General features: G+C 67.5%; 22 protein-coding genes. 7 read left to right on the top strand and 15 right to left on the bottom strand.

The window, feature by feature from the left end; genetic code table 11:
* Together ACNQS7_RS27055 and ACNQS7_RS27050 are read right to left on the bottom strand one after the other, a co-directional pair.
* Window positions 1-753: a 3-hydroxyacyl-CoA dehydrogenase gene (locus ACNQS7_RS27055; protein WP_065050124.1), complete on the bottom strand. Its 753-nt coding sequence runs from the start codon at window positions 751-753 to the stop codon at window positions 1-3.
* Window positions 754-797: 44 nt separating this feature from the next.
* Window positions 798-1,874: a CaiB/BaiF CoA transferase family protein gene (locus ACNQS7_RS27050; RefSeq protein ID WP_418014959.1), complete on the bottom strand. Its 1,077-nt coding sequence runs from the start codon at window positions 1,872-1,874 to the stop codon at window positions 798-800.
* Between the two features lie 86 nt (window positions 1,875-1,960).
* Between ACNQS7_RS27050 and ACNQS7_RS27045 the strand changes: the two genes are divergently transcribed.
* A complete protein-coding gene (locus ACNQS7_RS27045) occupies window positions 1,961-2,773 on the top strand; it encodes an enoyl-CoA hydratase (protein WP_418014958.1) in 813 nt (270 codons plus the stop codon).
* A gap of 84 nt (window positions 2,774-2,857) precedes the next feature.
* Window positions 2,858-4,228 carry a DUF2867 domain-containing protein gene (locus ACNQS7_RS27040; protein ID WP_418016169.1) on the top strand — a complete coding sequence of 457 codons (1,371 nt, stop codon included), beginning with the start codon at window positions 2,858-2,860 and terminating at the stop codon, window positions 4,226-4,228.
* On the opposite strand, the gene ACNQS7_RS27035 is transcribed toward ACNQS7_RS27040, so the two are convergent.
* Both ACNQS7_RS27035 and ACNQS7_RS27030 read right to left on the bottom strand, forming a co-directional pair.
* Window positions 4,229-4,954, bottom strand: a complete 726-nt coding sequence (locus tag ACNQS7_RS27035; protein WP_418014957.1) for a CPBP family intramembrane glutamic endopeptidase — start codon at window positions 4,952-4,954, stop codon at window positions 4,229-4,231.
* Window positions 4,951-6,099, bottom strand: coding sequence for an NAD(P)H-binding protein (locus ACNQS7_RS27030; RefSeq protein WP_418014956.1), 1,149 nt, complete (start codon window positions 6,097-6,099; stop codon window positions 4,951-4,953). Before ACNQS7_RS27030 ends, ACNQS7_RS27035 begins: the two co-directional genes overlap by 4 nt.
* 161 nt (window positions 6,100-6,260) lie before the next feature.
* Between ACNQS7_RS27030 and ACNQS7_RS27025 the strand changes: the two genes are divergently transcribed.
* Genes ACNQS7_RS27025 through ACNQS7_RS27015 form a run of 3 tightly spaced genes read left to right on the top strand, consistent with a single transcriptional unit; the run spans window position 6,261 to window position 8,880 of the window.
* A complete protein-coding gene (locus tag ACNQS7_RS27025) occupies window positions 6,261-7,364 on the top strand; it encodes a type III polyketide synthase (protein WP_418016168.1) in 1,104 nt (367 codons plus the stop codon).
* Window positions 7,358-7,867: an isoprenylcysteine carboxyl methyltransferase family protein gene (locus tag ACNQS7_RS27020; protein ID WP_055579807.1), complete on the top strand. Its 510-nt coding sequence runs from the start codon at window positions 7,358-7,360 to the stop codon at window positions 7,865-7,867. The genes ACNQS7_RS27025 and ACNQS7_RS27020 overlap by 7 nt, the downstream gene beginning before the upstream one ends.
* Window positions 7,864-8,880, top strand: coding sequence for an NAD(P)/FAD-dependent oxidoreductase (locus ACNQS7_RS27015; protein ID WP_418014955.1), 1,017 nt, complete (start codon window positions 7,864-7,866; stop codon window positions 8,878-8,880). Before ACNQS7_RS27020 ends, ACNQS7_RS27015 begins: the two co-directional genes overlap by 4 nt.
* 85 nt (window positions 8,881-8,965) lie before the next feature.
* Here ACNQS7_RS27015 and ACNQS7_RS27010 read toward each other — a convergent pair whose 3' ends face one another.
* From ACNQS7_RS27010 to ACNQS7_RS27000, 3 genes are all read right to left on the bottom strand, one after another.
* Window positions 8,966-9,757, bottom strand: coding sequence for a crotonase/enoyl-CoA hydratase family protein (locus tag ACNQS7_RS27010; protein ID WP_418014954.1), 792 nt, complete (start codon window positions 9,755-9,757; stop codon window positions 8,966-8,968).
* Complete coding sequence (locus tag ACNQS7_RS27005; RefSeq protein WP_310773088.1) at window positions 9,754-10,902, bottom strand: acetyl-CoA C-acyltransferase; 1,149 nt, start codon at window positions 10,900-10,902, stop codon at window positions 9,754-9,756. Before ACNQS7_RS27005 ends, ACNQS7_RS27010 begins: the two co-directional genes overlap by 4 nt.
* A gap of 170 nt (window positions 10,903-11,072) precedes the next feature.
* Entirely contained in the window at window positions 11,073-11,423 is a 351-nt protein-coding gene (locus ACNQS7_RS27000) for a nuclear transport factor 2 family protein (RefSeq protein WP_418014953.1), read from the bottom strand.
* 89 nt (window positions 11,424-11,512) lie between these two features.
* Here ACNQS7_RS27000 and ACNQS7_RS26995 point away from each other — a divergent pair, with 89 nt between their 5' ends.
* Together ACNQS7_RS26995 and ACNQS7_RS26990 are read left to right on the top strand one after the other, a co-directional pair.
* A complete protein-coding gene (locus tag ACNQS7_RS26995) occupies window positions 11,513-12,331 on the top strand; it encodes a MerR family transcriptional regulator (protein ID WP_418014952.1) in 819 nt (272 codons plus the stop codon).
* Window positions 12,328-13,089, top strand: a complete 762-nt coding sequence (locus tag ACNQS7_RS26990) for an oxidoreductase (protein WP_418014951.1) — start codon at window positions 12,328-12,330, stop codon at window positions 13,087-13,089. The genes ACNQS7_RS26995 and ACNQS7_RS26990 overlap by 4 nt, the downstream gene beginning before the upstream one ends.
* Before the next feature lie 2 nt (window positions 13,090-13,091).
* On the opposite strand, the gene ACNQS7_RS26985 is transcribed toward ACNQS7_RS26990, so the two are convergent.
* The 8 genes from ACNQS7_RS26985 to ACNQS7_RS26950 all read right to left on the bottom strand — a co-directional run bounded on the left by ACNQS7_RS26985 (window position 13,092) and on the right by ACNQS7_RS26950 (window position 21,709).
* Window positions 13,092-14,312, bottom strand: a complete 1,221-nt coding sequence (locus tag ACNQS7_RS26985; RefSeq protein ID WP_418014950.1) for an RNA polymerase sigma factor — start codon at window positions 14,310-14,312, stop codon at window positions 13,092-13,094.
* Window positions 14,313-14,323: 11 nt separating this feature from the next.
* Window positions 14,324-14,674 (bottom strand): YciI family protein, encoded by a 351-nt coding sequence (locus ACNQS7_RS26980; protein ID WP_055579814.1) that lies wholly within the window; start codon window positions 14,672-14,674, stop codon window positions 14,324-14,326.
* Window positions 14,675-14,768: 94 nt separating this feature from the next.
* Window positions 14,769-16,253 (bottom strand): aldehyde dehydrogenase family protein, encoded by a 1,485-nt coding sequence (locus ACNQS7_RS26975; protein ID WP_418014949.1) that lies wholly within the window; start codon window positions 16,251-16,253, stop codon window positions 14,769-14,771.
* A gap of 109 nt (window positions 16,254-16,362) precedes the next feature.
* Window positions 16,363-17,580, bottom strand: coding sequence for a cytochrome P450 (locus ACNQS7_RS26970; protein ID WP_418014948.1), 1,218 nt, complete (start codon window positions 17,578-17,580; stop codon window positions 16,363-16,365).
* Between the two features lie 2 nt (window positions 17,581-17,582).
* Window positions 17,583-18,587 (bottom strand): SDR family oxidoreductase, encoded by a 1,005-nt coding sequence (locus ACNQS7_RS26965; protein ID WP_418014947.1) that lies wholly within the window; start codon window positions 18,585-18,587, stop codon window positions 17,583-17,585.
* On the bottom strand, window positions 18,580-19,707 hold the full coding sequence (locus ACNQS7_RS26960) for a spirocyclase AveC family protein (RefSeq protein ID WP_418014946.1): 1,128 nt from the start codon (window positions 19,705-19,707) through the stop codon (window positions 18,580-18,582). The genes ACNQS7_RS26965 and ACNQS7_RS26960 overlap by 8 nt, the downstream gene beginning before the upstream one ends.
* A 4-nt stretch (window positions 19,708-19,711) precedes the next feature.
* Entirely contained in the window at window positions 19,712-20,830 is a 1,119-nt protein-coding gene (locus tag ACNQS7_RS26955; protein ID WP_418014945.1) for an ABC transporter substrate-binding protein, read from the bottom strand.
* An 87-nt stretch (window positions 20,831-20,917) separates the two neighbouring features.
* On the bottom strand, window positions 20,918-21,709 hold the full coding sequence (locus ACNQS7_RS26950; RefSeq protein WP_418016167.1) for a CbbQ/NirQ/NorQ/GpvN family protein: 792 nt from the start codon (window positions 21,707-21,709) through the stop codon (window positions 20,918-20,920).
* Between the last annotated feature and the right edge of the window lie 47 nt (window positions 21,710-21,756).

Genomic DNA, 21,756 nt, shown 5'->3' with positions numbered 1-21,756 from the left:
TCAGCGCGGCGCCATCCGGATGGCGCCGTCCAGACGGATCACCTCACCGTTGAGCATCGGGTTCTCGATGATGTGCACGGCCAGCGCGCCATACTCGTCCGGGTCGCCCAGCCGCGCCGGATGCGGCACCTGCTTGCCCAGCGACTTCTGCGCCTCCTCGGGAAGCGAGCCCAGCAGCGGGGTCTTGAACAGCCCCGGCGCGATCGTCACCACCCGAATGAGTTCGCGCGAGAGGTCGCGGGCAATCGGCAGCGTCATACCCACCACTCCGCCCTTGGAGGCGGAGTAGGCGGCCTGGCCGATCTGGCCGTCGAACGCCGCGACCGACGCGGTGTTGATGATCACGCCCCGCTCTTCACCCACCGGCTCCGTCTTGGCGATCCGCTCGGCCGCCAGGCGCAGCACGTTGAAGGTGCCGATCAAGTTGACCTCGACCACCTTCTTGAAGCCCTTGAGCGGGAACGGTCCGTCCTTGGACAGGGTCTTGATGGCGTTTCCAATCCCGGCGCAGTTGACGTTGATGCGCACCGGGCCCAGGGACTCGGCCAGGTCCAGAGCCTTGGCAACCCCGTCCTCGTCGGTGACGTCGGTCTGCGCGAAATGCGCCCGGTCACCCAACTCGGCGACCGCTTCCTCACCCCGCAGATCCAGCACCACGACCTGCGCCCCGGCGTCGAGCAGCCGCTTCGTAGTGGCCAGGCCCAAGCCCGAGGCTCCCCCGGTGACGACTGCGACGGCGTCCCTGATCTCCACGCCAATTACCCCTTCCGTTCGCCCAACCTACTGGTTGGTTGGGACTATACCCAGTCCGTCAGCACCGCTTCGATGTCCCCCACCGCTTGCGCCGGGTGCGGCGTATCGGCCGGGGTGCGGGAGAAGCGCGGGGCCGGCATCGGCTGCAGATGGCCGTTGACCTCGTACAACGTGTTGCGCTCGGCGATGTGTGGTTCGGTGTTGGCCTCGCCGAACGCCAGCACCGGTGTCACGCACGCGTCCGAGTCGGCGAACACCTTGGCCCAGTGGTCGCGGTCGCGGCTGCCGAACGCTTCGACCAGCCGCGCGCGCAACTCGGGCCAGCGTGCGACGTCGTTCTGCGGCGGCAGGCTGGCCGCGTCCAGTCCCAGGCCCTGAATCATCGCGGCGTAGAACTGCGGTTCGATGGCGCCGACGGCGACGTAGCGGCCGTCGGCGCATTCGTAGGTGTCGTAGTAGGGCGCGCCGCCGTCGAGCATGTTGGTGCCGCGCGCATCCGTCCACAGGCCCGAGGCCCGCATCTGCCACATCATCTGCACCAGCACGCTCGAGCCGTCGACCATCGCCGCGTCGACAACCTGCCCCTTGCCCGACGTCTGCCGCTCCCACAGGGCAGACAGGATGCCGAGCAGCAGGAACATCGAGCCGCCACCGAAGTCGCCGACCAGGTTCAGCGGCGGCACCGGCCGCTCCCCCGCCCGGCCGATGGAGTGCAGGATGCCGTTGAGCGAGATGTAGTTGATGTCGTGGCCGGCCTGCTGGCTGCGGGGACCGGTCTGGCCCCAGCCCGTCATCCGCCCGTAGATCAGGCGCTCGTTGACCTTTGCGCAGTCCTCGGGACCCAGACCGAGCCGCTCGGTGACCCCCGGGCGGTAACCCTCGATCAGCACGTCCGCCTTGGCAATCAGCTTGAGGACCAGGTCCCGGCCCTCGGCCGACTTCAGGTCGGCGGTGACGATGCGCCGGTTGCGGCTCATCGCGTCCTTGACCGGACCACTGGGACCGGGGCGGTCCACCCGGACCACATCGGCACCGAGGTCGCCCAGGATCATGGCCGCGTGCGGGCCGGGCCCGATCCCCGCCAGTTCGACAACACGTAAACCACTCAGGGGACCCGCCATGGGTGCACCGACCTTTCGTCCGCTCTGACGCCCTAACAACCGGTTGATTGCATCTTCGCAGACCCCCTTCCCCTAATGTGAATCGCATGTCCAAATCCGGAATCGCCGCTCTCGCCCCCGTCGCGGGCCTCGACGTCGAGCTGACCGACGGCGTGCTGTCGTTGACGATCAACCGACCCGACAGCCTCAACTCGCTGATCATCCCGGTCATCACGGGTCTCGCCGACGCGGTGGAGGCCGCCGCCACCGATCCCGCGGTGCGGGTGGTCCGCCTCAGCGGCGCCGGTCGCGGATTCAGTTCCGGAGCCGGCATCAGCGCCGACGACATGACCAGCGGCGGCGGGGTCCCGCCGGACGAGATCATCCTGGAGATCAACCGTCTGGTCCGGGCGATCACCGCGCTACCGCGGCCCGTGGTCGCCGTCGTGCAGGGACCGGCGGCCGGCGTCGGCGTATCCATCGCCCTGTCCTGTGACGTCGTATTGGCCTCGGAGAAGGCGTTTTTCATGCTTGCATTCACCAAGATCGGGTTGATGCCCGACGGCGGCGCGTCGGCTCTGGTGGCCGCCGCGGTCGGCCGGATCAGGGCCCTGCGGATGGCGTTGCTGCCCGAGCGGCTAACCGCGGCCGAGGCGCTGTCCTGGGGTCTGGTGAGCGCGGTCTATCCGGCCGACGACTTCGATGCCGAAGTGGACAAGGTGGTCTCGAGGTTGCTGACCGGCCCCTCCGTGGCGTTCGCCAAAACCAAGGCCGCGATCAACGCCGCCACTCTCACCGAACTCAGTCCCACCCTCGAGCGGGAGTTCGAGGGACAACGCGGCCTGCTGCAGGCGCCAGACTTCAAAGAGGGGACCCGAGCATTCCAGGAACGCCGCGCACCCAATTTCACCGACTCCTGAGTTTCAGGATTACCAATCCGTTCTCGCGTCTACTCCGAATAATTGATCAACGTGAGCGAACGGGGTGCTGTGGCGGCTGAATCGATGCATTGCTTGGTGACCGGAGCAACCGGTTACATCGGCGCCCGACTGGTGCCGCGCCTTCTCGACGAGGGCCATCGCGTCCGAGCGCTGGCACGCAATCCCGGCAAGTTGGACGGGGTGCCGTGGCGGCCGGACGTCGAGGTGGCGCGCGGTGACCTCGGCGATGTCGATTCCCTCATCGAGGCGTTCGACGGGATCGACGTCGTCTACTACCTGGTGCACTCGATGGGCGGCGGCGCAAAGGATTTCGCCGCCGAGGAAGAACGAGCGGTGCGCAACGTCGTGACGGCCGCGCGCCAGGCCGGGGTGCGCCGCATCGTCTACCTGAGCGGCCTGCATCCTGAGGACAAAGAACTCTCCCCGCACCTGCGCTCGCGCAAGGCGGTGGGCGACCACCTGATCGAGTCCGGGATCGAGACCGTGGTGCTGCAGGCCGGCGTGGTCGTCGGGTCCGGCAGCGCGTCGTTCGAGATGATCCGGCACCTCACCGACCGGCTGCCGGTGATGACCACCCCGAAGTGGGTGCACAACAAGATCCAGCCGATCGCGGTGCGCGACGTGCTGTACTACCTCGTCGCCGCCGCGACGGTGCCGGTGCCGTCGTCGCGCACCTGGGACATCGGCGGACCGGACGTGCTCGAGTACGGCGACATGATGCGGATCTACGCCGAGGTGGCGCGTCTGCACAAGCGCTACCTGATCGTGCTGCCGTTCCTGACGCCGACGATCGCGAGTCTGTGGGTGGGCACCGTGACGCCGATCCCGCCGGGGCTGGCGCGGCCGCTGATCGAGTCGCTGGAGTGTGACGCCGTGATGCACAACTCCGACATCGATTCGATCATCGAGCGACCTCCGGGCGGGCTGATGGGCTATCGGCGCGCGGTCGCCGTGGCCCTGAACCGGGCGTTCGCCGGCTTGCCGGATCCGACCTGGGACTCGCTGGAGTCCGAGCCGGCCGAGCTGTTGCCCAGCGACCCGGACTGGGCCGGCGAGATCATCTTCGACGACGTGCAGACCGCCGCGACCTCGGCCGGGCCCGACGCGCTGTGGAAAGCGGCGGAGAGCGCCGCCAACCGGGGCCGGTGGTACTCGTTCCCGCTGGCGCCGCGCCGGCGCCACTCGGCGACCCGGTGGAGCGTTGCGGAGAGCGAGCCGGGCACTGAACTGCGGCTGCGGGCCGAGGTTCGTGCCCCGGGACAGGCGTGGTTGGAGGTGACGTCGACACCCCGCCCGGACGGTGCCACCGAGTACCGGCAGCGGGCGATCTTCTACCCGCGCGGCATCCCGGGGCGCTTGTACTGGCTCCTGTTCCGGCCGCTGCACACCGCCGAGCTTCGTAAACTGGCGCGCGACGTCGTGGCCGACCTGTAGCTACAGGACGCCGAACATCGGTGGCAGTGCCAGCACCATGATCAGTCCCCAGACGAAATGGGTCAGCATCGGGGCGAGGATGCCGCCGGTGGCGCGCCGCGACAACGCGTTGACGGTGCCCAGGATCACTCCGGCGAAGCCGAGCATCGGGTTCCCGCTGGCCATGGTCGCGGCGACGTACAACACCGTGGAGATGGCAACCGGGTGGTGGCGACCCAGCGCGGTGTAGAGGGCGCCGCGGAAGAACACCTCTTCGGTGACCCCGTTGACCACCGTGATCAGCACGATAAGCAGGAACGGTCCCTGGTGCGCGTACTGCAGCACGCGGGTGATCCATGCGTCGATCGGCTGGATCTCGCGGACGATCAGGCCGCCGACCAGGAAGATGCCGCCGAGGATGAGGCCGATCGTGGTGCCGGTGATGACCGGGCGCTGGTTGCGGCCGCGCCAGCAGATCCCACCCAAGTGGAGCGGACCCGATGCGAACGCGCCGAGCAGCCACACCGCCGCCAGCGACAGCGTCAGCCAGTAGAAGCTGGCCTCGCCGGGCCGGGTCCGCAGCGAGACACCCAGGATCGCGGCACCGAGCACCAGCGTGATCGCGACGACGATGCGGCGGCGCAGCACGACGCCCGGCGGTTCATGATGCGGCACGGCGACATTGACCATCGCGCGGCGAATCTCTTGGAAGGCGCTGGGGCGGTTGGGTGTGGCGGTTTGGGTCATGCCGTGCGGATCCTCGGGGTGAGCGTTAGCAGGATGTCCAGGCTGGTACGCAACGCACCGGCAAGGGGGCCGGGGACGATGTTAACCAGTCGCAGGGTGGGCCGCACGATCGGCGGCGTGACGGTCCGGGCGAGACGGCGGATGCGCAAGGCGTCGCCGCCCGCCCAGATCGGATCGGTGTCGGCGAGGTGATGGGGGTCGGCGAGTTCGCTGACCGGCCGGGGCGGGTGCTCGGTGTGACCGCTCAGAGCCAGCGAGATCGACTCGTCGATGCCGAGCAAACCGCCGAGCGGGTCCGGCACCTTGCCCTGCAGTCCGCTGCCAGACGCACGCATCGGATGGTCCAGCGACTCCACCAGGTCCCCCGCCAGGCTGCTGGGCACCGGCAGCGCTATCGCGGCGAACAGCGACGCCATCGAGGTGTCGATGCCGGGCACGCGACACGCGGCGTGCCAGCGACCGGAGATACGGGCGTATCTCTTGAGCAGGTCCCGGTACGACGTGCTCTCCGGGCCGCTGATGTCGTAGGCGCCGGCCGGAACCACGTCCGGGTCGGCCGCGGCCACCAGGTAGTGCAGGACATCGCGGATGGAGATCGGGTCGAGGGGGTTATGCATCCAGCTCGGCATCGGCATGACCGGGAACCGGTCGCCGACGTAACGCAGGATCTCGAACGACGTCGACCCGGCTCCGATGATCAGAGCCGCCCCCAGCCACACCAGCTCCGGACCGTTCTCGACCATCAGAGACTCGGCCACCTCGGCCCGGCTGGCCAGGTGTTCGGACAGCTCTCCGTCGTCGGGCACGAATCCACCCAGGTAGACGATCCGGCGGACGCCGGCATCGCGGGCCGCCGCGGCGACGTTGGCGGCGGCGGCGTTGTCGGCCTCGCGGAAGTTGGCCTGGCCGATACCGTGTACCAGGTAATACACCACCTCGACCTGCCCGGCCGCCTCGAAGGCCGCGCGTACCGACGCGGAATCCGCCGCGTCCAGCTTGACCGTTTTAACGTCGTCCGACCATCCAAAGCGCTTGAGGCTATTAGGGTTTCGGCTGGCGGTCACCACCTCATGGTCGTCCGCCAACAGCGCCGTGACCAGGCGTGAACCCACATAGCCAGTGGCGCCTGTCACCAGAATCCGCATGTTTCCAACCTAACTGTCGCGTTCGGGGACCCTCAAAGGGCCAAAAGCCCAACGTTGCAGGGCAAGTGTCCCCAGTCAGGTACCCCAACCGGGGCGTCGGCAAATCGGTGCAGGTCAACCCCTTGGTGAACCGCCCCCGCGGCGACACCGTGACTCGCTACATGAACATCACTTCAGGGGGAAATTCGGCACCAGGTGCGCAGACACCAGTTGCCGAGAAGACGCCGTCCGTGGCGGGGGTTGCCGTGCAGTTTCCACAGCACCTCAACAGCCAGGAGGACACCATCGCCGCACTCACCGACTTCGCCGGCCCGGAATTCCGGCGTTTCGCGCTGAGCAGCGGAGTCGAGTCACGCCACACCGCGCTGCCGCTGTCGCGCTACGCAGACCTGAGCGGCTTCAGCGAGGCCAATGACGCTTTTATCGGGGTGGCGCTGGAGCTGGCCGAACAGGCGCTGCTCCGGGCGCTGGACCGGGCCGGGGTGCGTCCGTCGGAGGTCGACATCGTCTTCTCGACGACCGTCACCGGACTGGCGGTGCCGACGCTGGAAGCGCGACTGGCCAAACGGGTGGGGCTGCGCCAGGACGTCAAACGTGTTCCGCTGTTCGGCCTCGGGTGTGTGGCCGGCGCGGCCGGAGTGGCGCGGATGCACGACTATCTACGCGCTTTTCCGGACCAGGTCGGCGCGCTGTTGGCGGTCGAGTTATGTTCTCTGACCATTCAGCGCGAAGATAACTCCGTGGCCAATCTTGTGGCATCCAGTCTGTTCGGTGACGGCGCGGCCGCCGTCGTGGCGACAGGCGCCCGCCGTGCTACCGGTCGGGCCACTCGCGGCCCGAGCGTGCTGGCCACCCGCAGCCGCATCTACCCCGACACCGAAGAGGTGATGGGCTGGCAGATCGGCAGTGCCGGATTCCAGATCGTGCTGTCCGCCGATGTGGCGACGGTGGCCGAGAAATACCTCGGCGAAGACGTGCGCACGTTCCTCGCCGACCACGGGTTGACTCCCGGGGACGTGTCCACCTGGATCTGCCACCCCGGTGGGCCCCGGGTGATCGAAGCCGTGGAGAAAGGGTTGGGACTGCCCGGAGATGCGCTGGATCACACTCGAAAGTCCTTGCGCAGCAACGGTAATCTCTCGTCGGTGTCGGTGCTGGACGTGCTCGCCGCCAATATGGCCGATCCGCCGCCCGCCGGTTCGGTCGGGCTGATGATCGCAATGGGGCCGGCGTTCTGCTCGGAATTGGTGTTGCTCCGATGGTAGGACCGTATTACCTGCTGATCCTGGCGGTGGTGCTCGAACGCCTCGCCGAGCTGGTGGTGTCGCGGCGTAACGCGAAATGGTCATTTGCCCAAGGCGGCAAAGAGTTCGGCCAGCCCCACTACGTCGTCATGGTCGTTCTGCACACCGCCCTCTTGGTGGGCTGCCTGGTCGAACCCTGGGCGCTACACCGTCCGTTCATCCCGTGGCTGGGCTGGTCGATGGTGGCTGTACTGGCGCTGTGTCAGGGTCTGCGCTGGTGGTGCATCACGTCGCTGGGCAAGCGATGGAACACCCGGGTGATCGTGCTGCCGCACGAACCTCTGGTGAAGAAGGGACCCTACCGGTTCCTGCACCACCCGAATTATGTTGCGGTGGTGGTCGAAGGCGTCGCGTTGCCGATGGTGCACACCGCTTGGCTGACCGCGGTCATCTTCACGGTGGCCAACGCCGCGTTGCTGACGGTCCGGTTGCGGGTCGAGAACTCGGTGCTGGGCTACGCATGACGGATTACGACGCCGATCTGCTGGTGGTCGGGGGCGGACCCGGCGGGCTGGCCACCGCGTTGCACGCGCGCGGGCAAGGGCTTTCGGTGATCGTGGCCGAGCCGCGGGAAGGCCCTATCGACAAGGCGTGCGGGGAAGGTCTGATGCCCGGCGGGCTGGCCGAACTGACCTCCCTCGGTGTCGATCCGGCTGGGATGCCGTTCCGCGGAATCGCTTATGCCAGTGAACATCGCCGGGCCGAGGCGCTGTTCCGCACCGGTCCGGGCCGAGGGGTCCGACGTACCACCCTGCACGCGGCGCTGGAGGCGCGCGCGAAAGAGGTTGACACCGAATGGATTCGGACCAAGGTCACTGCGGTCGAGCAGGACGCGCACGGCGTGTCGGCTGCGGGCGTGAGGACCAGGTGGCTGGTGGGCGCCGATGGACTGCATTCGACGGTGCGGCGGGCCGTCGGGATCGCCGCGACGCGCGGGACACCGCGCCGGCACGGACTGCGCTGGCACTACCGGGTTCCGGCGTGGTCGGAGTTCGTCGAAGTGCACTGGTCGCGGTGGGGCGAGGCTTACGTAACGCCGGTGGAACCCGATCTGGTGGGTGTGGCGATCCTGTCCCGCCAGCGCCCCGAACTCGGCTGGTTCCCTTGGCTGGCAGAGCATTTGGACGGCGCCGACCGGACGCCGGCGCGCGGTTGCGGCCCGCTGCGGCAGGTGGTCACGCGCCGGGTCGCCGGCCGGGTGCTGCTGGTCGGCGACGCCGCCGGCTACGAGGACGCGCTGACCGGGGAAGGCATCAGCCTCGCCGTCAAACAGGCTGCCGCCGCGATCGGGGCCCTCGTCGATGGCACGCCGCAGGCCTACGAACGCGCCTGGCACAAGGTGACCCGCGACTACCGGCTGCTCACCCGCGGTCTGGTGCTGGCCAGCACTCCCCGCCCGGTGCGCCGCGCCCTGGTGCCGGCGTGCGCCGCGTTGCCGCCCTTGTTCCAGTGGGGCGTCAACGTCCTGGCGTCGTGACTGGCCACCTCTCCCCGCGAGCAGACGCAAAATCGCCTCATTTCGGCACGAAATGGGCGATTTTGCGTCTGCTCGCGGGGGGTAGCTAGCGCGCTTTCCAGACGGGATCGCGCTTCTCGGCGAACGCCAACGGGCCTTCGCGGGCGTCCTCTGACCTGATCAGCGAACGCATTTCGCGCATGGTGCGGTCCCAGCCGACTTCCTCGGCAGTGATCACACCCTCGTCGACGCCGTAGGCGATGCGCTTGCTGGCCTGCACCGACAACGGCGCATTACCCGTCACCCGCGCGGCCAGCGTCAGGGCGGCATCGAGCACCGAACCCTCCTTGACCACCTGGTTGATCAGGCCCCACTCGTAGGCGTCGGACGCCGTGAGCGGCTCACCGGTCAGCAGCAACTCCATCGCGACCTTGTGCGGCAGCTGGTCCATGATCCGGAACACACCGCCGGCCGCGGCGATCAACCCGCGCTTGACCTCCGGCAGCCCGAACTGGGCGCGCTCGTCGGCTACCACCAGGTCACTGGCCAGCGCCAACTCGGTGCCGCCGCCCAGCGCGGTCCCGTTGACCGCCGCGACGGTGGGCTTGTCGATGAAGTGGTGCACATAGCCGGCGAAGCCCCACTCCGGACGGTCCGGGTGGTAGATGTTCTCCCGCCGCGAGATCGCCTTGAGGTCCGCGCCGGCGCAGAACGACTTGTCGCCTGCGCCGGTGATCACCACCGCCCGCACGTCGGGATCGAGCTGGGCATCCGCCAGCGCGTTCCCGACTCCGATGCTGACCGCGCCGTTGACCGCGTTGCGTGCTTCGGGCCGGTTGATGGTGATGATCATGACGTTGCCGCGGCGCTCGACCAGAGCGCCGGGCGCTTCCGTCATAGCAGCTCCAGGATGGTGGCGTTGGCCTGTCCGCCGCCCTCGCACATGGTCTGCAGGCCGTACTGAATTCCCTTGTCCCGCATGTGGTACAGCAGGGTGGTCATGATGCGGGCACCGGAGCCGCCGAGCGGGTGGCCGAGCGCGATCGCCCCGCCGTTGGGGTTCAGCTTGCTCTCGTCGGCGCCGATGTCTTTCAGCCAGGCCAGCGGAACGGGCGCGAACGCCTCGTTGACCTCGTAGGCGCCGATGTCGCCGATCGACAGGCCGGAGCGCTTGAGCACCTTCTGGGTCGCCGGGATGGGCGCGGTCAGCATGATCACCGGGTCCGCCCCGGCCAGCGTTGCCGTGTGCACCTTGGCGATGGGCTTCATGCCCAGTTCCTTGGCCTTCTCGGCGGACATGAACAGCAGTGCGGCCGATCCGTCGGAGATCTGCGAGGAGTTGCCGGCGTGGATCACGCCGTCCTCCTTGAACGCCGGCTTGAGCGACGCCATCTTCTCCATCGGGGTGCCGCGGCGGATGCCCTCGTCCTTGAGAACCACATTTCCTTCGGCGTCTTTGATGCCGACGATCTGGTCATCGAAAGCACCGGCATCCTGTGCGGCAGCGGCCTTTTCGTGCGAGTCCAGGGAGAACTGGTCCAGGTCCAGACGGGAGAAGCCCCACTGCTCGGCGATCATCTCCGCGCCGATGCCCTGGTTGGGTATCTTGCCCTCGTAGCGGGTCAGGAAACTTTCGGGGTAGGGCCGGCCGCCGTTGGCCAGGGACGCGCCCATCGGAGTGCGTGACATCGACTCGACGCCGCCGGCGACCACCACGTCGTAGTGACCGGCAATCACGCCGGCCGCGGCGAAGTGCACCGACTGCTGGCTGGAACCGCACTGGCGGTCCACCGTCACGCCGGGCACGGTCTCGGGCCAGCCTGCGGCCAGCAACGCGGTCCGGCCGATGTCGAGAGCCTGCTCGCCGGCCTGCATGACGCAGCCCCAGATGACGTCGTCGACGAGTTCGGGGTCGACGCCCGCTTTGGTGACCAGACCGTTGAGGACCTGCGCAGACAGGTCGGCCGGGTGCACCCCGGACAGTCCTCCGTTGCGTTTGCCGACGGCCGAACGCACTGCCTCGACGATGACTGCTTCAGCCATGAGTATGTCTCCTTTGACAAAACGTATTTAGTTCGATTGTCAACCATCCGGTTGGGAGGGCGCGGGCCGGGGTGCCGTTTAGCTATAGAACCTATGCATCCGGCCCGGTGGCAGCGCCGGCGGCCCGACCTTCCCGAACTCTTCGCGCAACCGCTCGAGACCGACGCGCGTCAGTCGCGATTGAAGACGATGAACAGGCCGGTGATCAGATCGTCTCGAGCGACGATGTAGTTGGTGAGGACCAGTTCGTCGGGTAGGCCCGTCTTGTCGAAGTCACCGTCGTAGCGGGCTCGAAGTACGGTCAGCCCAGAGCGGTCATCGGTGTCCAGCACCTCCATGGTCACGCGGTCGCCGACGATCTCCGCGGCCACCCAGCCGCGGATGGCTTCCGGGTCGGCGAATTCGCGCTGGTTGTCGTTGACGACCGCGTCGGGGGCGAACGTCCGCATGACGGCGTCGATGCTGAAAGCGTTGACGGCTTCGACATAACGTTGGGCGACGGAGTGCGTGTGCGTAGTCATGCACCAACCGTGGACGCCGACGCCACAGGAGAGTCAAGGCGGTTTGGCGGCCTTGACTCTCCCGCGACGGGAGACTTCACAATGAGCCGATGACCACCGGTATATCGATTGGCGACTTCTCCCGGATGACGCAGTTGCCGGTCAAGACGCTGCGCCACTACCACGACGTCGGGTTGCTCGAACCCCATCGTGTCGATCCGGCCACCGGCTACCGGTACTACAGCACCGATCAGGCGCCGACCGCCCAGGTCATAAGACGGCTACGCGACCTCGGGATGCCGTTGGCCGACGTTCGCGCCGTCCTCGTTTCCGCACCGGCCGACCGGAACGCACTCATCAGCGCTCACCTGGTACGCCTGGAAGACCAGCTCGCCGCAACGCGGAGCGCCGTGGAATCGCTGCGGGCCATTCTCGATGCCCCGGCTCGCGATTCGCGGATCGAACACCGCACCGTCGCCGACACCCCCGCCGCCGCGATCACCGCGACCGTCGATCGCGACGATCTGCTGCCCTGGTGGCAAGGTGCGGTGGGCGAACTGCGGGCGACGGTGCAGGCCGACCGTCGGCTCACGCCGACCGGGGTGCCCGGGGCCTTGTTCGACTTCGACATCTTCGCCGGCGACCGGGGCGGGACGACCGTGTTCATCCCGGTCGCCGGGGAGGTGCGAGCGGTCGGGCGGGTGACGCCGATGACCATTCCGGCAGCCGAATTGGTGGTCATCTCACATCACGGTCCGCACGACGACGTCGACGTCCACTACAGCGCGCTGGGCGAGTACGCGACCCGCCACGAGATCAGCATCGAGGGCCCGCTGCGCGAGTACTACGACCGGTTCTCCTGGGACACAGACGATTCCACGCACTGGGCGACCTTGCTGTGCTGGCCGGTCTTTCGGGCCGACGCATGACCACGCTGCAGGGCCGGCGCGCGGTCGTCACCGGGGGCACCAAGGGGACCGGCGCCGCGGTCACCGCCTGGCTGCGTTCGCGGGGCGTGCGCGTCACCGCGGTGGCCCGCCAACCCGGCCCCGAAACAGAGGATTTCATCGCCGCGGACCTGTCCGCGGCGGCCGGAGTGGAGCAGGTGGCGGCTCAGATCCGTGAACGCGGCGGACTCGACATCCTGGTGCATGTGGCAGGCGGATCCGGTGCACCCTCGGGCGGCTTCGCCGCACTCGACGACCGGCACTGGGCCGACGAGCTCAACCTCAACCTGCTGGCCGCGGTCCGCCTGGACCGTGCGTTGCTGCCCATGATGATCGAAGCGGGCGCGGGTTCCGTCGTGCACATCGGCTCGATTCAGAGCAGGATGCCACTTTTCGACGGCACCCTGGGGTACGCCGCGGCCAAGGCCGCGCTGCGCGCGTACAGCAAGGGTCTGGCGAACGAGCTGGCGCCCATAGGCATTCGCGTCAACACGGTGTCGCCGGGGTTCATCCGGACCACCGCCGCCGAGGATCTCATCACCCGGATCGCCGCTGCCGGCGACGGCGACCGCGACGCCGCCCTGCAATCGATGATGAACGCGCTCGGCGGCATTCCTCTCGGTCGGCCCGCCCGCCCCGACGAAGTAGCCGCGGTCGTGGGCTTTCTCGTCTCCGATGCCGCGGCCGCGGTGGTCGGTGCCGACATCGTGGTCGACGGCGGCACCGTACCGACCGTGTGAACTCAGCGGGATGCCTGCCACTGCGCGATCCGCCGCCGGCGATACTTGCGCTCGGGCTCGCTGACCGCCTCGGTGAGCGACGCCTGCGTCGCCGCCACCGCTTCGCCGAATCGGCCTTGGCGAGAGAGCAATTCGCCGCGTACGGCATGCCAGCGCTGGTCCGGTTCCAGGGGCGTCAGCGCCTGCAGTCCCGCTGCTGGCCCATCTCGTTCGGCGAGCGCGACCGCTCGGGCCAGGGCGACGGGAGCACTGGGCCGGACCGACATGAGCAGGTCGTAGAGCCGGACGATCTCGGCCCAGTCGGTGCTCTGATACGAGGTCGCCCTGGCGTGCTCGGCGGCGATGGCGGCCTGCAGCTGGTAAGGGTCGGCGACGGCCCCGGTGCGCCGCAACGAATCATTCAGCAGTCCGAGCGCTTCAGCGATCGCGGCCCCGTTCCACAACGAACGGTTCTGTTCGGACAGCGGTATCGGCTCCCCCGCCTCGTCGACCCGCGCCGCCCGCCGGGATTCGGTCAGCAACTGCAGCGCCAACACCGCCATCGGTGAGGGCTCGTCCGGCATCAGGTTATGAACCAGGCGCGCCAGTCGCAGCGCCTCGCGGGTGCCGTCGACGTCGGTCAACCGGTCCCCGCCGGCCGCGGTGTGCGCGATCGTGTAGGACGCGTGCAGCACCGCGCACACCGCCGCCAGGCGAGCGGGCAGTTCTTCATCGGCAGGCACGCGGTACGGGATCGCCGCGGTGGCGATCTTTTTCCGTGTCCGGGTGAGGCGCTTGGCAACCGCGGCTTCACTCGTCAACAGCACCGCCGCGATCTGCGCCGGCGAGAGTCCGCACAAGGTGCGCAGCGCCAGGGTCACCTGGGCGTCCAACGCCAGCGCCGGATGGCAGCAGGTGAAGATCAGCCGCAGCCGGTCGTCGGCCACCACACTCTCGGGCGGCAGGTCCGGCACGGTGAGTTCCACGCTGGCACGCTCCTTCTGCGCCCGGGCGCCTTCGCGGCGCAGCAGATCGATCGCAACCCGCCGCGCGGTCACCGTGAGCCAGGCGCGTGGCTCGTCAGGCACCCCGGTGCGGGGCCACTCCCGCAAAGCCCGCAGCGCGGCTTCCTGCACCGCGTCTTCGGCGATAACCAGCGAGCCGACCGTCCGGATGAGGGTCGCCAGAATGCGCGTGCCCTCCATCCGGACGGTTTCGGCGAGCGCGGCGTCGGTATCCGTCACCGACGGGATGACTAACCGCCGAACTCGATCACGGGCCGCACTTCGACGGCGCCGTCCCAGGCCGCTGGGATCTCGGCCGCGATGCGCAGTGCCTCGTCCAGGTCGGCCGCCTCGATCAGGTAGAACCCGGTCAGGGCTTCCTTGGTCTCGGCGTACGGGCCGTCGCTGGTGACCACGTCACCGCCGCGGGCGCCGCTGACCCGCACGGTGGTCGCGGTGCCGGTGGGATAGAGCGCGGCGCCGCCGCGGATCGCGGCACCGTGGTCCTGGCCGAATTTCATGTATTCGGCCATGTCACCGGCCTGTTCAGGCGCCGACCAGTCGACGTCCCGGGTGTAGGTGAGTGCGGCGTATTGCGGCATGGTGTCCTCCTGTACCGATCATGATCCGGGCATTTCCCGATCTCACCAAGAGGACGAACGAAGCAGGGCCGAATAGGACAAACCTGCCCGGAAATTATCCGACCGGGTAGCCCACCGACTTGATCTCGGTGTACTGGTCGAATCCGGCGATGCCGTTCTGCCGTCCGACGCCGCTCTGCTTGTAGCCACCGAACGGTACGTCCGCGCCGTACGGCGCACCGCCGTTGACGCCGATAAAGCCTGCCTTGATCCGCCGCGCCACCGCCAGCGAGTGCTCCAGCGAACCCGACATCACGTTGCCGGCCAGGCCGTAAACGCTGTCGTTGGCAATCCGGATCGCGTCCTCCTCGTCGTCGAAGGGGATGACCGAGAGCACCGGGCCGAAGATCTCCTCCTGCGCGATCGTCATGGAGTTGTCGACGTCGACGAAAAGCGTTGGGCGGACGAAGAATCCCTTGTCGAATCCGGTTTCCGCGTCCGGCCCGCCGACCAGCGCGGTGGCCCCTTCTTCGACGCCCTTGCGGATGTACCCCATGACCCGGTCGCGCTGGCGCTCGGAAATCACCGGGCCGCACAGGGTTCCGGGATCCTGGGGGTCACCGCAGGTGACGTTCTCGTAGATGCTCTTGAGGATCGCCACACCTTCGTCGTAGCGCGACCGCGGCAGCAGCATCCGGGTCGGATTGGCGCAGCCCTGGCCGGCGTGCATGCACGGGGCGATGCCGATTGCGCAGGCCAGCCCGAAATCGGCGTCCTCGAGAACGATGGTGGCCGACTTGCCGCCCAGTTCGAGGAACAGCCGCTTCATGGTGGCGGCGCCCTTCTCCATGATCCGTTTGCCCACCACCGTCGAGCCGGTGAACGAGATCAGGTCGACCTTGGGTGAGAGCGTAAGCTCCTCTCCCACAAAGTGATCGGACGCTGTGACCACGTTGACCACGCCGGCGGGGATATCGGTTTTCTCGGCGATCAGCCGGCCTAACCGGGTGGCGTTGAAGGGAGTGTTGGGCGCCGGTTTGAGTACGACCGTGTTGCCGGTGCCCAGGGCCTGTCCGAGCTTGTTCAGGGTGACCTCGAACGGGAAGTTCCACGGCACGATCGCCCCGACCACGCCCACAGGTTCGCGCCACTGCCTGATGGACGTGTTGGCGCCGGTCAGGCTGATCACCCGGTCGCCGAGATCGGTTTCCCACGGGTAGTCGTCGATCAGCCGGGCCGGGTACCTCAGCCCGTCCTGGAGCGGGGCGTCCAGCTGCGGCCCGAACGTGATCGCGCGCGGCGACCCGACCTCGAGGATGAGCTCCTCGCGCAGCTCCTCCTTCTCCTCCTCGATCGCGTCGTGCAACTGCAGCAGACAGCGCTTGCGCAACTCGCGGTTGGTCGACCAGTCGGTCTCGTCGAAGGCGCGCCGGGCGGCGTCGATGGCCCGGTGCATGTCCTCCTTCGAAGCGTCGGCGACCTCACCGAGGGACTCCTCGGTCGCCGGGTTGATGTTGGTGAACGTGCCGGCCTGGCCGTCGACGAGCTTGCCGTCGATCATCATCTTCGGCTCGAACCGGACCTTTACAGTGTCAGCCATATTTGTTCAGCTCTCTTTTGATAAGGCGCTGGTGAGAGCGCCGGGACGTAAACGGCCACCCGTTAGACAGTAACTCTACGGTGAGCCTTACCGGAAAGCACCCAATGACCTATCGGGGATCGAAGAGGACGGGTACCGACGTAGGCGACCGGAACACCTGCCCACGGATGTGCGGGTCGTGAGCATCGGGATCCAGCCGCAGGTTGGGCAGCCGGTCCAGCAGCAGGTTGATCGCCGTTCGCATCTCCAGGCGCGCCAGGTGCATGCCCAGGCAGACGTGGACGCCGTGCCCCCAACCCAGATGGGCCCTGGCCTGCCGGTGGATGTCGAACCGGTCGGGATCGGGATAGCGATCCTCCTGACGATTCGCCGAACCCAGCATCGGCATCACCGTGGCGCCGGCCGGGATCGCCACCCCGCCGAGTTCGGTGTCGCGGGTGGCCACCCGGGTGATGGTGAGCAGCGGCGGTTCCCAGCGCACGCCCTCTTCGATCGCCTGCGGCAGCAGCGACCGGTCCGCCCGGATCGCGTCGAGTTGCCCGGGATCGGACAGCAGCGCCAGCAGCAGGCTGCCCAGCGACCGGTACGTCGTCTCCACTCCGGCAGGCAGCAAGAGCCGCAGGAACGAGAAGATCTCCTCGTCGGCGAGCTTCTGTCCGTCGATCTCGGCCGCCGCCAGGGCGCTGATGAGGTCATCCTTCGGCTCGGCGCGCCGGGCTTCCAGGATGGGCGCGAAGTACTCGCACAGCGCCGCCGCGGCCGCCAGCCCGCGTTCGGGGTTCATCAGCCAACTCAGCAGCGAGATCGACCAGCGCTGGAACTGGGGGTAGTCCTGTTCCGGCAGGCCCAGCAGGCCCGCGATGATCTGGCTCGGATAGTCGAAGGTGAACTCCTTGACCAGGTCTGCCCTGCCATGGGGGGCGAAGTTGTCGATCAGGCTGTTCGCCACCCGGGCCACCAGTTCGTCCTGCCAGCGTGCCAATGATTTCTGCGAGAAGGCTTTTGACACCAGCGAGCGCAGCCGGCCGTGCACCGGTTCGTCCATCCCGAGCATGACGCCCTCGCCCAGCACCGGGCCGAACGCGGCGATGACGGCCGCCGAGGAGAACGTCTCGTTGTCCCGCAGCATCTGCTGGACGTCCTCGTGGCGATACACGATGAACATCGGCAGCGACTCCTCGTGCGGCAGCGCGCCAGAGGTTTCCAGCCGTTGCACCGGTTCCTCGCGGCGCAACCGCGCCAACTCGGTGTACGGGTCGCGCACGTCGCCGGAAATCGCGTCGTCGAAGGCGCCGAAGTCTTCCAGATCGTCGAATAGCTGCTCCATTGTCAGTCCCCTTCAGTCCCCTTGTTATTGGCCGCATTTCGCGTTGCGACAACTGCCGCGAGGCGATTCAGCACCGGCTGCGGAAGAACACGCGCAGTGAGAACCATCGCTCGTTGTCCAGCCGTCAACGGGTACGCCCCGCCCCGCATCGACCCCCGCTTCGGTATGCCCAACACCAGCCGGGAGAGGTGGTGCATGCCCGCGGCGGGCAGCACCCTGTTGAGCGCCAACAGCATTGAGGCATCCGGACCCACCCCGCGGCGACGGAACGGCTTCGTGTCGTTGAGGGCCTTGAGAAGTCCGTCGGCGAACCGCTCGGGTGGCCTGGCAAGCCGCATCGCCAACCTGCCCCGGGTGTCCATCGTGTTGTGCAGCCGGGCGTAGGGGCCGGCGAAGTCGCGGTCGTCGGTGGTGCCGGCGTCGGTGATGATCTCGGTGTCGTAGGTGCCGGTCACCAACACCGTGACACCGAGACCGAACGGCGCGATCTCGCACGCCATCGACTCGCCCCAGCGCTCCAGGGCCCCCTTGGCCGCCGAGTACGGCGCGGTGGCCGGCTGGCCGCGTACCCCGGCCGCGCTGGACACCAGGACGATGCGGCCTTCGCCCGCGGCCCGCATAGCAGGCAGCAGCGCCTGGGTGAGCGTGACGGGACCCAGCACACTGGTGGCGAACATCTTCTGCCACAATGCCGTATCCGTCTCCTCGACGACTCCGGCGGCAGAGATCCCGGCGTTGTGCACCAACCCGTAAGGGGTGCCCACCGCTGCGTCGATGGCCTTCGCCGCCGCGGAGATCGAGGCGGCGTCGGTGAGGTCGAGCTGCACGGGGATCAGCCGTGGGTCATCGTCGGCCGCTCCGGTCGCCTTCTGCAGCAACGGAAATGCCCGCTCCGGGCTGCGCATGGCCGCCACCACCCGCCATCCGTCGCGATAGAGCCGATCCGCCGAGGCGAAACCCAGTCCGCGGGAAGCGCCGGTGATGACGACGCTGCGCGGCTCACCCATGCTGACCGGGTGTTGCGCAGGCACCCACGCCGGGCGGCGGCGGATCGACGTGCGGCCGCCCGTCGGGCTCCCCGCTTGCCCAGGTCGACCAGATGCCGACGGAGTACGGACCCTGGGCACCGGCCTTCTCGTAAAAGCCCTGCGGATCATAGACTTTGGCCTCGGGGAAGGGCCACGGGCAGGCGACCGACGTCGCCGCGTGGCTTACCTTGATAGCCCAGAACCAGGCCCCGTAGGCGAAATACGACACGTTGATGATCGCGAACATCACCAGGAAGGTGCCGAGCACCGGGCGACGCGGAAATAGTCTGGCCTTGGCGGCGAGCTTCTCCGCTACCGATCTCCCGGTGTCGTCGCGGTAGCACAGGATCGCCGCGGGCACCATCACGAACGTCACCGAGAAGGACTCCCAGATCAGCGGGAACTGGAATGTCGTGCCGGTGAACACCGAGCCCCAGGGAATCACCTGGGAATAGATGTACATCCCCCAGTGGATCAGCGTGTTCTCCAGGAACGCGTCCATGACGAAGCCGATCACACACGTGATCAGCCCCAGGCTGACCAACGGATGTTTCGACACGAAATGTTCTGGGCTCCTTCGGGCCTGCAGTTTGCGCAGGATCCATACCGCCGGGAAGTAGGGGCCGAAGTAGAACATCACGTAGCCGAACACGACGAACGGCTCCACCGTCGGCGACAGGGACACCAGCGGCCAGGACTCCGGCCAGTGGATCAGATCGGGGTTGTAAACCGCGAAGGGCGCCCAGTTCATGATCGGGTCCTGCCAGACGATCAGCGTCGTGCACAGGAACATCAGCATCGCGGGACTACCCGGATTCCGCCGCCAGCCTCTGACGAATACCGCCAGCAGCACGATCAGCGCCACCGCGGTGGCACCGTCCAGGAACGTGATGTAGTCCAGCCCGAACATGAACTCGACGGGACGGGGACGGCCCTGCACATTGGGGTTGGCGACGCGCGGGTCCAGGGCGGTCCGGCAGTTGACGACGAAGAACAGCGCGAACGCCGCCAGCGCGAACGCCGCAATCCACCTGCCCCAGTTCCGTTTTCCGCGTCGGTCCGCCGGGGCCGGCTGGTCTGTTCGTACCGGTGCGGTCATGTCGTCAGCCGTCCTCTCCGAAGCGGTCAACCAAGTGGGAGTTGACGCCGTCGGCGTCGAGGGTGCGCGCCACCAGATAGCCCGCGCCCATCCAGGCCCGGCGGGTCCACTTGCCGAACGACACCCGGGTGCCGGGAGCGCCGGACGCGGCCGGCAGCATCTTGACCCGTTCCAACGCCTCTTTCACGCCGCGGGGGCTCAATGGATGCGCGTCGCTGAAGGCGCGCACCAACGTCGCCGCGACGTCACGATTCACCACCGTCACGCAGAATTCGGGCCGACTGCCGTCGTACTTCGCCGCGTAGGCGTCCAGGAATTCCTGCCCGATCTTGTTCGCCTCGTCGTACTGGTCGACTCCGGTCCAGCCCATGAACGCGTTCCACATGATCGGGTTGACCCACGCGTTCTGCCACGCAGTGGTGGTGAACCGGGGCGGGTCCCAACCGAGCGATTCGAGCGCCGGGTTGATGAACACGATCCCGAACCCGAATCCCAGGTGCACGATCGCCTCGGACTTCGCCTGGTGCAGCGTCTGAACCGCAGCGTTGATGTCTTGGGCGGTCTGGGCGATCGAAACTTCGGCCACGATGCGAATACCTTTGCGCCGACAGGCGCTTCGCAGATTCTTCAGATAGCTCTCACCGATCAGGCTCTGCTCGACCAGCACGCCGATCTCGGAAAGCTCTCGTTTGGCGACCAGGTCGGCCAGGAAGATAGGCTCATCGGTCATCGAACCTTGCGGGAAGGCGAAGGTCCATTCTCCCAGCCAGTCGTCGGTGCCGGTCACGCTGATAGCCGGAACCCTGAACCGTTCCTCGATCGCTTCGCGCAACGGCACGCAGTTGTCGGTGATGTTCGGGCCGAAGACCACCAGACAGCCTTCATCGACCAGTTCGCCGTACGCGTCGATCACCGCCTTCACCGAACCTTTGGGCAGGCCCTCCACTTCGCGATAGATCATCTGCACCGGGCGGTCCATCTCACCCTGGGCAAGTGCTTCTTCGAAAATGAGGGCGAACGTCTGAGTGAACGAGGCGAACAGGTCCTCCGGAAATCCCTGCGGGAGCTTGAAGTCCATCAGGTAGCCGACCTTGATCGGCTCCGCGGTGCTCTCGTAGGACATATGACCTCCCTGGCTCGCTACTCCCCGCAGGACGAGATGAGACCTAATATTTGTTCAGACGGTAGCCGCGGTGATAGACAGCGTCAATCATCGGCCGGATCCGCCCTGGCCCAGATAGACCTCGATCATCTCGCCAAGAGCCCTACCTACCGCCACGTCATCGGTCAGTGGACCAGCGATCGCGGCGCGGGCCGCCTCCGCCATGCCCAGCCCCTCCGCGATGAGGCGGCCCGCGGCGATCAGCACCCGGGTCGACGCGACCTCGCGCAGTCCTCCGGTCTCCAGGCGGCGGACAGCCTGGCCGAACCGAACCAGTTCCGCGGCGGTCGCGGCGTCCACACCCGCCTCGTGAGCGACGATGTCCTGCTCGATATCGGCTGTCGGGAAACCGAATTCGAGAGCGACCATGCGCTGACGGGTGGAGTCCTTGAGGTCCTTCAACACGCTCTGATAGCCGGGGTTGTAGGACACCACGAGTCCGAATCCAGGTGCCGCGTCCAGCGTGACGCCGAGGCGCTCGATGGGCAGCTGACGCCGGTGATCGGCGAGCGGATGCAGTACCACGGTGGTGTCCTGGCGGGCTTCCACCACTTCGTCGAGATAGCAGATCGCGCCCTCGCGTACGGCTCTGGTGAGCGGACCATCTACCCACACGGTCTCGTCGCCCTGCAGGAGATAGCGACCGACCAGGTCGGCGGTGGTGAGATCGTCGTGGCACGCCACGGTGATCAGGTCCCGGCCGAGGTCGTACGCCATCGCCTCGACGAAACGGGTTTTGCCGCAACCCGTAGGCCCCTTCAGAAGGACGGTGAGGTGCTGTCGGTAGGCGGCCTTGAAGACGGCCTCTTCATTGCCGACCGCCCGGTAGTAGGGCCGCATCTGCTCCGCCTGTTGTCGAGAGGCGTTCTGACCGGCGCGCGCGGCGA

Origin of the sequence: Mycobacterium sp. 23, from assembly GCF_048287075.1 — a bacterium.
Taxonomy (GTDB): domain Bacteria; phylum Actinomycetota; class Actinomycetes; order Mycobacteriales; family Mycobacteriaceae; genus Mycobacterium; species Mycobacterium gordonae_B.
The sequence above is the reverse complement of the archived record's forward strand: the minus strand, read 5'-3'. Positions and strand labels throughout refer to the sequence as shown.